This is a genomic window from Caballeronia jiangsuensis (genome assembly GCF_046030135.1).
Classification (GTDB): domain Bacteria; phylum Pseudomonadota; class Gammaproteobacteria; order Burkholderiales; family Burkholderiaceae; genus Caballeronia; species Caballeronia jiangsuensis.
The window spans coordinates 81,861-96,260 of the sequence record NZ_JAQQDB010000030.1 but is presented as its reverse complement, the minus strand read 5'-3'; the positions used below and the strand labels follow the sequence as shown (position 1 = coordinate 96,260).

Here is a 14,400-nt window from a genome sequence, read left to right as displayed (position 1 = left end):
CCTGACCGTTTTTCGTCGTGTTTTCGTCAAGGCACGCGCGGGCGGCAATTGCCGGGAAACCTTGTCAATTGGCGGTTCATACCCAATTAGGCAAAGCAATTGCTCTACAATCTTTCGTCTTCCGTCCGCGAGTAATCAATGGTTCCGCACCTAGTTACGGCGTTAAGTGGCCCGCTGCTCGACCTCGAGCGGAAAATTCTCGAGGCCATGCCTGCTATCGAGCGGTGGTTCCGGCTCGAATGGCAAGAGCACACGCCGCCGTTTTACTGCTCGGTCGATCTGCGCAACGCGGGGTTCAAGCTCGCGCCCGTCGACACCAATCTCTTTCCCGGCGGATTCAACAATCTGCCGCAGGAAGTGTTGCCGCTCGCGGTGCAGGCGGCGATGGCGTCCATCGAAAAAATCTGCCCCGACGCGAAGAATCTGCTCGTCATCCCCGAGCGCCATACGCGCAACGCGTTCTATCTCGAGAACGTCGCGCGCCTTGCGCTGATCATGCGGCAGGCCGGACTCAATATCCGCTTCGGGACGCTCGACGAGAACATCCACGGTCCGGTGACCATCGCGCTCGCTGATGGTCAGAAAATCGTGCTGGAGCCGCTCGAGCGCACGCCGCGGCGTCTGGGTCTGAAGAACTTCGATCCCTGCTCGATCCTGCTCAACAACGATCTCTCCGCCGGCATTCCGCATGTGCTGGAGAATCTGCACGAGCAATATCTGCTGCCGCCGCTGCACGCAGGCTGGGCCGTGCGCCGCAAATCGACGCACTTCTCCTGCTATGACGACGTCGCGAAGAAGTTTTCGAAGCTCGTCGAGATCGATCCGTGGATGGTGAATCCGTATTTCGCGCACGTGGAAGGCGTCGATTACGAAGCGCGCACCGGCGAGGAAGCGCTCGCCGAAGCCATCGACGGCGTGCTCAAGAAGATCGCGAAGAAGTATCGCGAGTACGGCATCAGCGAGCGTCCTTATGTCGTGATCAAGGCGGACGCCGGCACGTACGGAAAGGGCGTGATGACCGTTCACGACGCAAGCGAGGTTGCCGCACTGACCAAGCGCGAGCGCACGAAGATGAACGACGCGAAGGAAGGGCTGCAAGTCCACGACGTGATCGTGCAGGAAGGCGTGCATACGTTCGAGCGCGTGGAGAATGCGGTCGCCGAACCCGTGGTGTACATGATCGACCGGTACGTGGTCGGCGGTTTCTATCGCGTGCACGACTCGCGCGAACGCGATCAGAACCTCAACGCGCCGGGCATGCACTTCGTGCCGCTCGGTTTCGAGCACTCGGCGCTGCCCGACACGCACGCCAAACCCGGCGCCGCGCCACCGAATCGCTTCTACATGTACGGCGTCGTCGCGCGGCTCGGGCTGCTGGCGGCATCGCTCGAACTCGAGAAGACCGATCCGGAAGCCATTCAGGTGTGATGTGACGGCTTGCGGTAAGCTCGCAGGCCGCGCACCGAACTAGCGAATTCTCATGAACATCCTCTTTATCGCCGACCCGCTCGATCGTTTCAAGATCTACAAGGACACGACCTACGCGATGATGGCCGAAGCCGCGCGGCGCGGCCACGTGCTCTACGCGTGCGAGCCGCAGCATCTCGCGTGGACGGGCGTCAAGGTCGAGGCGAGCGTGCGGCGCATCGCGATCGTCGGCGACGAGGCGAACAGCGACCGCTGGCCGTGGTACGCGGCCGAGCAGGCGGAGCATCTGCCGCTCACGCATTTCGATGCCGTGCTGATGCGCAAGGACCCGCCGTTCGACCTCGAATACGTCAACGCTACCTGGCTGCTGGAGATCGCCGAGCGCAACGGCGCGCGCGTTTTCAATAAGCCGCAGGCGATCCGCGATCACTCGGAGAAGCTCGCGATCGCGGAGTGGCCGCAGTTCGTTACGCCGACGCTCGTCACGCGCGATGCGGCGCGTCTGCGCGCATTTCACGCCGAGCATGGCGACGTGATCCTCAAGCCGCTCGACGGCATGGGCGGCATGGGCGTGTTCCGCGTGAAGGCGGATGGCATGAATCTCGGTTCGATCGTCGAGATGTTGTCGGAGGACGGGGCGCGCACGGTGATGGCGCAACGGTTCATCCCCGAAATCACGGACGGCGACAAGCGCATTCTCGTGATCGGCGGCCAGCCCGTGCCGTACTCGCTCGCGCGCATTCCGCAGGGCAGCGAAGTGCGCGGCAATCTCGCGGCGGGCGGTCTCGGCCGTGCGCAGCCGCTGTCGGCGCGCGATCGTGAAATCGCCGAAACGCTCGGGCCGGTGCTGCAAGCGCGCGGCTTGCTGCTGGCCGGGCTGGATGCGATCGGCGACTACCTCACCGAGGTCAACGTCACGAGCCCGACGTGCTTCCGCGAGATCATGGATCAGACCGGCTTCGACGTCGCCGGCATGTTCATCGACGCGCTGGAGCGCGCGGTCCACTGAGTCCGCCGACGTACGGAACGCGCGCGGACGCTGCGTCAAACTCATCCCGGCGACACTGTTACAATTGACTGACCGGCGCCCGCTGTTTGGGGCGCCATCGCGTCTTAAAGCGTGGTTAAGCATCGAGGCGCAGGGTGGGTAATCGAGTGGACGCTGTTGATTTATGCCTGACCGGCGCCCACGTACGTGTTGTGTTTCGCGTCGCTCGCGCGTTTTCGAGCGAAATCTGACGTTATCGTCTGACTTTTGTCGATAATTTGTCGCTGGGGCAATATCCTGACATGGCTGGCATCCTGATCATCGCGCATGCACCTTTCGCCACCGCGCTACGCGAGTGCGTGGCCCATATCTACGGCGGTCTGCCGGCGCGCATCGGCGTCATCGATGTATCGCCGGACTGCGATCCGGTCGAAGTCCGCGCGTTCGCGCGCTCCGAAATCGATCGTCTGAAGGAAGACAACGGCGCCATTGTGCTGACCGATGTGTTCGGCGCCACACCAGCAAACATCGCGGCGAGCCTGCACGATACCGACGTGCGCGTGCTCGCCGGCTGTAATCTGCCGATGCTGGTGCGCGCTGTCTGCTACCGCGCGACGCCGCTCGACACGCTGACCGAAAAAATCCTGCAGGGCGGCTCGAAGGGCATCCAGGAACTGGATTCGTCCACGCCGCTCAATCCCTGCGCCCTTGCCACGAAAGCAGCCGGCTCGCCCGATCCGGCGTGCTCGGCGAGCGCGGATCTCGTCAGCGCGAAGGCCGCGAGCCACTGACGCCGCTCAATTCATCCATCTAGCGCTCGGAGCATCATGCTGCAACAAGAAACAACAATCGTGAACAAGCTGGGGCTCCACGCACGCGCTTCGGCCAAGCTCACACAACTGGCGGGCAACTTTCAATGCGAAATCTGGATGAGCCGCAACGGCCGCCGGATCAACGCGAAGAGCATCATGGGCGTGATGATGCTGGCGGCGGGCATCGGCAGCACGGTGACGATCGAAACTGAAGGCGCCGACGAAGCCGAAGCGATGCAGGCGATTCTCTCGCTGATCGCCGACAAATTCGGGGAAGGCCAGTAAGCGCTTGTACGCCGTATCGATTCAATGAAAAGCCGCGCATCGACGCGGCTTTTTCGTATCCGCGTCATGCGTTCGCGTAATTCCGTGCAACCGTCGCGGCCCTGATGCCGCAGTGTGTTCAGGGACTTACCACGTCAATCGAACTTATAATGGACGCGCGGTTTGCGCCCGCCGAGGGGGCTCCTTGGCAGACCGCGACAATCAAAATTAGAGGAGGTGCGCGTGTCCTTCACGCTGCATGGAATTCCCGTCTCGCGCGGCATCGCCATTGGGCGCGCGTACCTGATCGCGCCCGCAGCGCTCGACGTAGACCATTATCTGATCGAACCGGATCAGATCGACGCTGAAATCGCTCGTTTTTACGCGGCGCAGGCGGGCGTGCTCGCCGAGCTCGAAACACTGCGCGAAGATCTTTCCGCCGACGCGCCCAGCGAAATGAGCGCGTTCATCAATGTTCACACGATGATCCTGAACGACGCCATGCTCGTGCAGGAAACCATCGATCTCATCCGCACGCGCCGTTACAACGTCGAGTGGGCGCTCACCGAACAACTGGAAATCCTCGGCGGCTATTTCGATGAAATCGAGGACGAATACCTGCGCGAGCGCAAGGCGGATGTCGAGCAGGTCGTCGAACGTCTGCTGAAGGCGCTCGCAGGCGCGCCGACGGCCGCGTCGCTCGTCGTGCATACGGCCGCGAGCAACGGCCATAACGAGATGATCGTCGTTGCGCACGATATCGCGCCGGCGGACATGCTCCAGTTCAAGACGCAGGCGTTCAAGGGCTTCGTCACCGATCTGGGCGGCCGCACATCGCACACGGCGATCGTCGCGCGCAGCCTCGGCATTCCGGCGTCCGTCGGCGTGCAGCAGGCGAGCGCGCTGATTCGCCAGAACGATCTCATCATCGTGGATGGCGATCATGGCATTGTCATCGTCGATCCTGCGCCGATCGTCCTCGAAGAATATTCGTACCGGCAAAGCGAGAAGGTGCTCGAGCAGCGCAAGCTGCAGCGCCTGAAGTTCTCGCCGACGCAAACGCTTTGCGGCACGAAGATCGAGCTGTGCGCGAATATCGAACTGCCGGAAGACGCGCAAGTCGCGGTCGAAGCGGGCGCGATGGGCGTGGGCCTGTTCCGCACTGAGTTCCTCTTCATGAATCACAAGGACCAGTTGCCGGAGGAAGAGGAGCAGTTCGAGGCGTACAAGCGCGCGGTCGAGCTGATGAACGGCAAGCCGGTGACGATCCGCACGATCGACGTCGGCGCAGACAAGCCGCTCGATTCGATGAGCGGCGGTGACGGTTACGAAACCGCGCCCAATCCCGCGCTCGGCCTGCGCGCGATCCGCTGGAGCTTGTCCGAGCCTCAGATGTTCATCACGCAGTTGCGGGCGATCCTGCGCGCGTCGGCGTTCGGTCCGACCAAGATTCTGATTCCGATGCTCGCGCATGCGCAGGAAATCGACCAGACGCTCGATCTGATCCGCGAGGCGAAGCGTCAGCTCGATGAAGAAGGCGTCGCGTATGACCGCCAGGTACAGGTCGGCGCGATGATCGAGATTCCAGCTGCGGCCATCGCGGTGAGGCTGTTTCTGAGCAGGCTCGATTTTCTGTCGATCGGCACGAACGACCTGATCCAGTACACGCTCGCGATCGATCGCGCCGACAACTCGGTCGCGCATCTCTACGATCCGCTGCATCCGGCGGTGCTGAATCTGATCGCGTTCACCTTGCGCGAAGCGAAGCGAGCGGGCGTGCCGGTGTCGGTGTGTGGGGAAATGGCGGGCGATCCCGCCGTCACGCGCCTGCTGCTTGGGCTTGGGCTGACCGAGTTCTCGATGCATCCGAGCCAGTTGCTTGTCGTGAAGCAGGAAATCTTGCGGTCGAATCTGAAGGCGTTTGAGAAGCCGGTCGCGGATGTGATGGCGGCGTATGAGCCTGCGGAGTTGCAGGCCGCGCTCACCGCGTTGCAGAAGATTTAGCGTTTTCGCCGGATCCCGATGGCGTGTCGGTTTATTAGCACTGCCCCTCCCCGGGGCGGGGGTCACTTTCTTTGCTGCTGCAAAGAAAGTAACCAAAGAAAGCAGCTCGTTCAGGCCCGCGGTCACACGCACTTTGGCCATGCTTGCCAGCCGCAAGTGGCACTCGCCTAAGTGTCGCCCCCAAAGATCCAATCGGGCTTGGCTCGCGCACGGTCTGACGAGCCAGAAGTTATAGCGCGCTGGTTCAGCACCAAATAGCTTCGGCACAGCGCTGCGCGCTGCCGTAGGGTATGCAAGCGAAACCGACTAACGACGAAGGCAGTGAGATGGCGGCGTTAGCTAGAGAACACGCGCGGACCCGATTGACCGATCGGCCGCGAAGCGGGCCGGAGCTATTTGGTGCTGAACCAGTTTCTTGTGTGGCGCGATGGGTCAGACCGTGCGCGGTCCAAGCCCTTATCTGCTTGCGGGGGCACTTGCTACAGCAGGGCCATTAGGCCAATCGCCTGTGCCGCGGCCGGTGTGAAGTGCTTAGGCTGGGGATAGCTGCTTTCTTTGGTTACTTTCTTTGCAGCAGCAAAGAAAGTGACCCCCGCCCCGGGGAGGGGCAGTGCTAATAGACCACCACGAAATCGGGATCCAGCGAAAACCAGATCCATCGCGCAAGCATTTCCATAGCGAAAATGCCAAACACGCTCTAGACCAGCCCGTGATCAACGATCAGCCGTTCCACCTGCGCGATAACCTGCTCGGGTGAGATCGCCGTGCTGCATTGAAAGCGCCCGGGTGTGTCGCGGCGGCGCGGACACCACAGAAAGTCCCGGTCATCGAAATCGCAGGTCGTGTCGTTGAAGCAACTGTTGCATGCGTGAAAGTTGATCACACGATACGGTGTGCGGAACTCGGTATGCGGATGACTGAAGCCGCTGATCATCACCACTGGCGTTCCCATTGCCCACGCAAGCCACGACAGTCCACTCCCCAGTCCCACGAAAAAGTCCGCGTGCTTGAGCAGACTCGCGCGCTCCTCGAGCGGATGATTCCCCGTAAAGTCCTCGCAGCCTTCCGGCATCGTGTTGATGACGCCATCGCCGCCGAACTCGCGATGCTGATCGATGCAGAGCACGCGATATCCCCGCGATTTCAGATGAGCGATCAGCACTGTCCAGCCACGCGGGTTGTTCCAGTACTTGCACTGTGCCGTCGATTGCGTCGCGATGCAGACGTAGCGCTCAACCACGCGCCGCGCCGACTCCGCAACGACGATGTTCGGCCGCCGCTCCTCGCATGGCACGCCGAGCAGATAAGCGGCCGCGTCCTGCAGGCTGCTCATCCGCGGGTCGGTCGGCTGATGATCGCGATCGGTGTACGGAGAGAAAAAACCGAGATGGTAGGTGGCGTAGAACGGTTCATCGATCGAATCGGCGGATTCAGACGACACGAAGCGGATCGCCGGGTAGCCCTTCACGAATAGCGCTTGCAGATGCGCGGGCAGCACGACGTGAACTTCGCACTGCTCCTGTAGCCGGAAGGCTTCCACGGCCGGCATCCACGCGAGCGTGTCGCCGAGCGCCGTGCCGGAAGGATGGATCAGGACATGGCGGCCGCGTGCGTCGTAGGCGTGGTGAAAAACGAGGCGTTCGCGGTCGATCACCTGGAGTTCGAAGCGCACAAAATACTTGCGCCGGCTCGTGACGATCGAATTCGCTTCGACGCGCTCGTCGAAAACCTGGCTGAAGGTGTCCAGATCGACCATGCGGACTCGCCATCCGTCGACCGGAACCTGCACGCGGCAACCGTAGTTGAAATCGTAAAGGATGCCTTCCGGTCCAGCGAGTTGAGGAAGCGATGGCCGGACGAACGCGCTGTGCGTGAGTCCGCGCTGCGTGCTTGGCGCTGGAGTGACGATGCTCAAGTGACGATCCGGTCTGTGACGGATCGGACAGCTTAAGTGGATCGTCCGGAAGGCGGCTTAGGACTCGACCTAATCAGCGCGCCGCTTCCCGCATCTTCATGTTTCCGCAAACCGGGCAATCCGGCTGCCGCGTGATCTTCATCGTGTTCCATTCCATGCGCAGCGAGTCGAGCATCATCAGCCGACCCGCGAGCGTTTGGCCGAAGCCGCCGATCACGCGCAGCGCCTCGGCCGCCTGCATCGCGCCGATGATGCCGACCGTCGGCGCGAACACGCCCATCGTCGAGCACGCGACTTCCTCGAACGTCTGATCCGGCGGGAACACGCACGCGTAGCACGGCGAATCCGGCGAGCGGAAGTCGAAGGTGCTGATCTGTCCGTCGAAACGCAACGCCGCGCCCGACACAAGCGGCACGCGATGCGCGACGCAGGCCGCGTTGATCGCGTGGCGCGTCGCGAAGTTGTCGCTGCAATCGAGCACGACCGAAGCGCCGGGCATGTTGGCGTCGAGCCAAGCGGCGTCCGCGCGCGCGGCCACCGCGATGACTTCGACGCCGGGATTCAGCGCGTTCAGCGTCTCGCGCGCTGACTCCACCTTGAGCGTGCCGACCGATCGCGTCATGTGCACGATCTGCCGCTGCAGATTCGTGAGATCGACGGTATCGGCATCGACCAGCGTGATCTTTCCGATACCCGACGCCGCGAGATACATCGCCGCGGGCGCGCCCAGGCCGCCAGCGCCGATGATGATCGCGTGCGCGTCGAGAAAACGCTCCTGCGCCTCGATACCGATTTCATCGACGAGGATATGGCGGGAGTAGCGAAGGAGTTGATCGTCGTTCATTGCGGAAAGAATCGGCTTGCTCGAACGAAGCATTCTAAGCGCGCAAAAGAGAAAAGGCTTCGCAACATCATGCTGCGAAGCCTTTTGCAGGACTAGAGGAAAATTACTTCGATTGCTGCGCGGTCGGCGACGAAGCCGGTTGCGCGCCCGACGCCGGCGCGGAGCCCGGCGTGGCCGGCAGCGCCGGAGGCGCCACGACAGGCGCGGAAGCCGAACGCGGCGGCTTGTTCTGCGCGAGCTTGCGTTCGCTGTACGACTTCGACTCCACGACCTGCTTGCCTTCGAGCTTGTTCAGCCCCTGCTGGAGCATGAAGTCGTCCGAACTGCCGAACTCGACCGGCTTGCGCTCGCGATCCTTGCGGCGCTGCTCGGGCGTCTTCTTGTCGTTCTGCTCTTCGAGAATGCGCAGTTGCTCAAGGCGATCCGCCTCGCGCTGTTCCTGTTCCTTCTTCTCGTTCGGATCCTGCGTGTTGGCGAGGTGGTTCGAGTAATCGACTTCGCGCGTGACGAGCGCGTCATCCGGATCGCCGTCCGCGTATTGATCGACCGGAACGTCCGGGCGCACGCCCTGGTTCTGGATCGACTTGCCGCTCGGCGTGTAGTAGTAGGCGGTCGTCAGGCGCAGCGCGGAGTCGGCGGTCATCGGGCGAACCGTCTGCACGGAACCCTTGCCGAAAGTCGTCTTGCCCACGATCAGCGCGCGGTGATGATCCTGCAGCGCGCCCGCGACGATCTCCGAAGCCGACGCCGAGTATGCGTTGGTCAGCACGACCATCGGCACCTTCTTGAAGATTTCCGGCACGCTCTTCAGCGGATCGGAATCGAAAGAAGGCAGACGGTAGTTGTCGTAGGTGTCGCGGAAGGTCTGCTTCGCGTCCGCGATTTGTCCATTGGTCGACACAACCACCGCGTTGTCCGGCAGGAAAGCACCCGCAACGCCGACCGCGCTTTGCAGGAGGCCGCCGCCGTTGTTCCGCAGGTCGAGCACGAGACCCTTCAGATTCGGCTGCTGACGCGCGAGATCCTGCAGCTTCGCCGCGAGATCAGGCACCGTGCGCTCCTGGAAGCTCGTGATGCGGATATAGCCGTAGCCCGGCTCCGGCACCTTCATCTTCACGGACTGCACGCGGATCACGGCGCGCGTCACGGTGAGCGGGAAGGTGCGGTCGTCGCTCTTGCGGAAGATCGTGAGCGTGACTTTCGTGCCCGGTTCGCCGCGCATCTGCTTCACGGCTTTATCCAGCGTCATGCCGCGCACCGGCTTGTCGTTGATGCGCGTGATGAGGTCGCCCGGACGAATGCCGGCGCGGAACGCAGGCGTGTCCTCGATCGGCGAGATCACCTTGATGAGCCCGTCTTCTGAAGAGATCTCGATGCCGAGACCCGCGAAGCGACCCTTGGTCTGCTCCTGCAGTTCTTCGTAATCGGTCTTGTCGAGATAGGACGAGTGCGGGTCCAGACTCGACACCATGCCTTTGATGGCGGCGGTGAGGAGCTTTTTATCGTCGACGGGTTCGACGTATTCGTGCTTGATTTGCCCGAAAACTTCGGCGAAAAGCCGCAATTGTTCGAGCGGCAGCGGCGAGGAGGCGGATTGCTGTGCGGATGCGGAAATCTGCAGCGTCGCGAGTGCGCCGGCAGCAATGCCTGCGGCGATCAGGCCGAAATTTTTCAGGTTCATTCGCATAGAGAGTGCGGTCGGACTCGAATGAGCAGCATCGTAGGTGACGGGCCAGTATACCCGGTCGTCTCAATTAACGACTTAAACGCAACTTAAATGCCCGAGGCTTCGACGCCTCGCAGCGTAGGGTTGCGCACGTTTCAACGCGAATATGTCGATGCCGCCGGCAGGCCGTCAGCCGCGCGTCATATGCGTCGAGGGCGCTTTTTACAGCACGCTCGACGCGCGGATTGCATCGCGGGATCAGGACACTGCGGCCCGCGATACGACGTCAGCCCGCCTTGCCCTGCTTGGCGACAGCGGCCTGCGCGGCCGCGATGGCTTCCGGATCGCCCAGATAGTAATGCTTGATGGGCTTCAGATTTTCGTCGAGTTCATAGACGAGCGGCACGCCGTTCGGGATGTTCAGTCCGACGATGTCGTCATCGGAGATATTGTCCAGATACTTGACCAGCGCGCGGATCGAGTTGCCGTGCGCCGAGATCACGACCTGCTTGCCCGACTTGATGGCCGGCGCGATCGACTCGTTCCAGACCGGCAGCACGCGCGCGACGGTGTCTTTCAGGCACTCGGTGAGCGGCAACTGCTCGCGCGGCACCTTGGCGTAACGCGGATCGTTGAACGACGCGCGCTCGTCGCCCGGTTCGAGCGCGGGCGGCGGCGTGTCGTAGCTGCGGCGCCATACGAGCACCTGATCGTCGCCGTACTTCTTCGCCGTTTCGGCCTTGTTGAGGCCCGCGAGCGCGCCGTAGTGCCGCTCGTTCAGACGCCACGAATGCACGACCGGGATATACATCTGGTCCATCTCGTCCTGCACGTGCCACAGCGTGCGGATCGCGCGCTTGAGCACCGACGTGTAGGCGATATCGAACGTATAGCCAGCTTCCTTCAACAGCACGCCGGCCTGGCGCGCTTCCCGGTTGCCCTGCTCGGTCAGGTCGACGTCGACCCAGCCCGTGAAGCGGTTTTCCTTGTTCCACGTCGATTCGCCGTGGCGGATGAGCACTAGCTTGTACATGATTTCGGTCGGTCAGTTGAAAAAGCGGGTGCGCCGATCGCACCCCGTCATCCTGCACGCACGGACGGGGTGTCGCCATCGGCCGGACGGCGGAGGCCATCGCGGGAAACGGTTATTTTATAATGCTCCGATTGCGCCTATTTCCCTTTCTTCCTTTCCTACTAAATTTCGGCGGCCCTGACGTGAAGTTTTTCACCAATTACACGAATATCGCACTCATCGTCGTCGCGCTCGTTTCCGGCGCGCTGCTCCTCTGGCCCGCCATCATGCGGCGCGGGCGCGGCGGCATTTCCCCCGCCGAAGCCACCACGCTCATCAACCGGCGCAACGCCGTGATCGTCGATCTGCGGTCCGCCGCGGAGTTCGCCAAGGGACATCTGCCGCAGGCACGAAACGTCGAATTGACGGAGCTTCAAGCAAAAATCGGCCAGATCGCAAAGAATAAGAGCAATCCGGTCGTGCTCGTTTGCCAAACCGGTCAGGAATCGCAGCGCGCGAGCCGCGCCGTGTCCGAGGCGGGTTACGCCGAGGTCCACGTTTTGCAAGGCGGAGTCGACGCCTGGCAAAAGGCCGGCATGCCGGTGGTGAAACAAGGAGCAGTCAAGTGAAGAAAGTGGTGATGTACAGCACGGTCGTGTGCCCGTATTGCCAGATGGCCGAACGTCTTTTAAAGTCCCGCGGGGTCGAAACAATCGAGAAGATCCTGATCGACCGTGAACCGGGCCGGCGCGAGGAAATGATGACGCGCACGGGCCGGCGCACCGTGCCGCAGGTTTATATCGGCGAAACGCATGTCGGCGGCTACGACGATCTGTCCGCGCTCGACCGCAAAGGCGGTCTCGTGCCGCTGCTCGAATCCGCGTGAAGACACACTCGCGGCGCGCTTCTACGTGAAAACGCGCGCCGCATACCGATTTACCTAGGAAATCACTATGTCCGACGAGAACAATCAGCCGTTTTTCAACATCCAGCGCATCTATCTGAAGGACATGTCGCTCGAGCAGCCGAATTCGCCGGCCATTTTCCTCGAGCAGGAAATGCCGTCGGTCGAAGTCGAAGTCGACGTCAAGGCAGACCGCCTCGCCGAAAGCGTCTTCGAAGTGCTGGTCACGGGCACCGTGACGGCGAAGGTCGCGGGCAAGGTCGCGTTCCTGATCGAGGCGAAGCAGGCAGGCATCTTCGATATCCGCAACATTCCGGCCGATCAGATCGATCCGCTCGTCGGCATCGCATGCCCGACCATCCTGTTCCCGTACCTGCGCTCGAACATCGCCGATGCGATCACACGCGCCGGTTTCCCGCCGATCCACCTCGCGGAAATCAACTTCCAGGCGCTGTACGAGCAACGCATCGCCCAGCTCGCAAGCGCGCAGGAAGGCGCGGCGAACGGCGCGACGCATTGACGCCAACGCTGCCGAACCGGAGCCGAGCATGAAAGTAGCCGTTCTCGGCGCCGGCGCGTGGGGCACCGCTCTTGCGGGCCACCTCGCAACCCGGCACGACACGACGCTCTGGGCGCGCGACGCCGCACTCATCGAATCCCTCTCCCGCACGCACGAAAACACGCGCTATCTCGAAGGCGTGGCGTTGCCGCACGCGCTCGATTTCGAGGCGGACTTCAACGCGGCGCTCGCACATGCGTCGGCGGACGACGCGCTGTGTGTCGTCGCGACACCCGTCGCCGGCTTGCGCGCGCTGTGCCGCGCGATGCGGCAGGCGGGCGTCGTGCCGGCGCATATCGTCTGGCTGTGCAAAGGCTTCGAGGCGGATACGCAGTGTCTGCCCAATGAAGTCGTCGCCGCCGAACTGCCCGGGCACCGCAGCAACGGCACGCTGTCCGGCCCTAGCTTCGCGCGCGAAGTGGGGCAGGGCCTGCCGGTCGCGCTGACCGTCGCGAGCACATCGGCGCAACTCGGCGCGCGCACGGTCGCGGCGTTCCATCACGGCGCGATGCGCATCTATACCGGCGACGACGTGATCGGCGTCGAAGTGGGCGGCGCCGTGAAGAACGTGCTCGCGATCGCGACAGGCATTTCGGATGGCCTCGGCCTCGGCCTGAATGCGCGCGCGGCGCTGATTACGCGCGGGCTCGCGGAGATGTCGCGTCTGGGCGTCGCGCTCGGCGGCCGCGCGGAGACGTTCAACGGTCTGACCGGGCTGGGCGATCTCATTCTCACGGCAACGGGCGATCTGTCGCGCAATCGGACGGTCGGCAAGCAACTCGCGAGCGGACGCACGCTCGACGAGATCCTCGCGGCGCTCGGTCACGTCGCGGAAGGCGTGCGATGCGCGCGCGCCGTGCTCGGACTCGCGCAATCGCGTGGCATCGACATGCCGATCACGCAGGCGGTATGCCGCGTGCTCTTCGATAACGTGGCGCCGCGCGATGCGGTGCAGGCATTGCTCAGCCGGGACGCGAAGGCCGAGTAGCTCCGCGTTCATCCGCGAGGAGGTTGCGATGGTCAGGCTGGAAGCACAGGTCGTCGACATCACCACGCTGAAAGTGGACGCCATCGTCAACGCGGCGAACAAGTCGTTGCTCGGTGGCGGAGGCGTCGACGGCGCGATCCATCGAAAGGCGGGGAAGGGGTTGCTGCGTGAGTGCGAGACGCTCGGCGGCTGCGAAACCGGCGACGCGAAAATCACCGGCGGCCACGATCTCCCCGCGAAGCACGTGATTCACGCGGTCGGTCCGCGCTGGAGCGGCGGCCACAAGAAAGAGCCGGAATTGCTCGCGAGCTGCTATCGCCGCTCGCTCGAAGTCGCTCAGGAAGCCGGCTGCACGTCGATCGCGTTTCCCGCGATCAGTTGCGGCATCTATCACTTTCCGCCGGAGCAGGCCGTGCAGATCGCGGTGCGCACGGTCATCGAGACCCTGCCTTCCACGCCGGCCGTGCAGCACGTTATCTTCGCGTGTTTTCTGAAGGACATGCTCGCGCTCTATCAGGCCGAGCTGGCTGCTCAGGCGCCGCCTTCGAAACCCGCCTGACGCCACGCTTCGAACGTCACGATCGCCACCGTATTCGACAGATTCAGGCTGCGATTGCCGGGCCGCATCGGCAGGCGCACGCGCTGCTCGGTCGGAAAGCGTTCCAGCAATGCGGGCGCGAGGCCGCGCGTCTCTGCGCCGAACACGAACCAGTCGCCCGTTTTGAACGCGTGATCGAAGAACGGCGTCGAACCGCGCGTCGTGAAAGCGAACATGCGCGTGACATCCGGTGCTTCCCTGGCGATGAAAGCATCCCAGTTCGCATGGACGTTCATTTCGGCGTACTCGTGATAGTCGAGGCCGGCGCGGCGCATCTTCGCATCGTCGAGCGGGAAGCCGAGCGGCTCGATCAGATGCAGGCGCGCGCCCGTGTTCGCGCACAGGCGGATCACGTTGCCGGTGTTCGGCGGAATTTCGGGTTCGACGAGTACGACGTTGAACATGGATTGCTGTGGAT

15 protein-coding genes are annotated in these 14,400 nt (G+C 62.8%); 10 read left to right on the top strand and 5 right to left on the bottom strand.

The window, feature by feature from the left end; translation table 11 throughout:
• Positions 1-138: 138 nt before the first annotated feature.
• From gshA to ptsP, 5 genes are all read left to right on the top strand, one after another.
• Complete coding sequence (gshA, locus tag PQR08_RS27230) at positions 139-1,428, top strand: glutamate--cysteine ligase (protein WP_187607398.1); 1,290 nt, start codon at positions 139-141, stop codon at positions 1,426-1,428.
• Between the two features lie 52 nt (positions 1,429-1,480).
• Positions 1,481-2,437, top strand: coding sequence for a glutathione synthase (gshB, locus tag PQR08_RS27225; protein ID WP_238209625.1), 957 nt, complete (start codon positions 1,481-1,483; stop codon positions 2,435-2,437).
• Between the two features lie 281 nt (positions 2,438-2,718).
• Positions 2,719-3,207: a PTS sugar transporter subunit IIA gene (locus tag PQR08_RS27220; protein WP_035497527.1), complete on the top strand. Its 489-nt coding sequence runs from the start codon at positions 2,719-2,721 to the stop codon at positions 3,205-3,207.
• 36 nt (positions 3,208-3,243) lie between these two features.
• On the top strand, positions 3,244-3,513 hold the full coding sequence (locus PQR08_RS27215) for an HPr family phosphocarrier protein (RefSeq protein ID WP_187607400.1): 270 nt from the start codon (positions 3,244-3,246) through the stop codon (positions 3,511-3,513).
• A 222-nt stretch (positions 3,514-3,735) separates the two neighbouring features.
• Positions 3,736-5,496 carry a phosphoenolpyruvate--protein phosphotransferase gene (gene ptsP, locus PQR08_RS27210; protein ID WP_187607401.1) on the top strand — a complete coding sequence of 587 codons (1,761 nt, stop codon included), beginning with the start codon at positions 3,736-3,738 and terminating at the stop codon, positions 5,494-5,496.
• A 697-nt stretch (positions 5,497-6,193) separates the two neighbouring features.
• Here ptsP and PQR08_RS27205 read toward each other — a convergent pair.
• From PQR08_RS27205 to gpmA, 4 genes are all read right to left on the bottom strand, one after another.
• Positions 6,194-7,411, bottom strand: a complete 1,218-nt coding sequence (locus tag PQR08_RS27205) for an autotransporter strand-loop-strand O-heptosyltransferase (protein ID WP_408162953.1) — start codon at positions 7,409-7,411, stop codon at positions 6,194-6,196.
• 73 nt (positions 7,412-7,484) lie between these two features.
• A complete protein-coding gene (locus PQR08_RS27200; RefSeq protein WP_250482971.1) occupies positions 7,485-8,255 on the bottom strand; it encodes a HesA/MoeB/ThiF family protein in 771 nt (256 codons plus the stop codon).
• 103 nt (positions 8,256-8,358) lie between these two features.
• A complete protein-coding gene (locus PQR08_RS27195; protein WP_035497529.1) occupies positions 8,359-9,942 on the bottom strand; it encodes a S41 family peptidase in 1,584 nt (527 codons plus the stop codon).
• A 265-nt stretch (positions 9,943-10,207) separates the two neighbouring features.
• Entirely contained in the window at positions 10,208-10,954 is a 747-nt protein-coding gene (gpmA, locus tag PQR08_RS27190; protein WP_035497532.1) for a 2,3-diphosphoglycerate-dependent phosphoglycerate mutase, read from the bottom strand.
• Positions 10,955-11,136: 182 nt separating this feature from the next.
• On the opposite strand from gpmA, the gene PQR08_RS27185 reads away from it, so the two are divergent.
• The 5 genes from PQR08_RS27185 to PQR08_RS27165 all read left to right on the top strand — a co-directional run bounded on the left by PQR08_RS27185 (position 11,137) and on the right by PQR08_RS27165 (position 13,943).
• Positions 11,137-11,562 (top strand): rhodanese-like domain-containing protein, encoded by a 426-nt coding sequence (locus PQR08_RS27185; RefSeq protein ID WP_408162959.1) that lies wholly within the window; start codon positions 11,137-11,139, stop codon positions 11,560-11,562.
• Complete coding sequence (grxC, locus tag PQR08_RS27180) at positions 11,559-11,819, top strand: glutaredoxin 3 (RefSeq protein ID WP_008351780.1); 261 nt, start codon at positions 11,559-11,561, stop codon at positions 11,817-11,819. The genes PQR08_RS27185 and grxC overlap by 4 nt, the downstream gene beginning before the upstream one ends.
• Positions 11,820-11,886: 67 nt before the next feature.
• Positions 11,887-12,357: a protein-export chaperone SecB gene (secB, locus tag PQR08_RS27175; RefSeq protein WP_035497535.1), complete on the top strand. Its 471-nt coding sequence runs from the start codon at positions 11,887-11,889 to the stop codon at positions 12,355-12,357.
• Between the two features lie 28 nt (positions 12,358-12,385).
• A complete protein-coding gene (locus PQR08_RS27170) occupies positions 12,386-13,384 on the top strand; it encodes an NAD(P)H-dependent glycerol-3-phosphate dehydrogenase (protein ID WP_408162951.1) in 999 nt (332 codons plus the stop codon).
• A 28-nt stretch (positions 13,385-13,412) separates the two neighbouring features.
• Entirely contained in the window at positions 13,413-13,943 is a 531-nt protein-coding gene (locus PQR08_RS27165) for an O-acetyl-ADP-ribose deacetylase (protein ID WP_408162949.1), read from the top strand.
• Here PQR08_RS27165 and trmL read toward each other — a convergent pair.
• A complete protein-coding gene (trmL, locus tag PQR08_RS27160) occupies positions 13,916-14,386 on the bottom strand; it encodes a tRNA (uridine(34)/cytosine(34)/5-carboxymethylaminomethyluridine(34)-2'-O)-methyltransferase TrmL (RefSeq protein WP_250482973.1) in 471 nt (156 codons plus the stop codon). The two genes, PQR08_RS27165 and trmL, sit on opposite strands and share 28 nt — an antisense overlap.
• Positions 14,387-14,400: the final 14 nt, after the last annotated feature.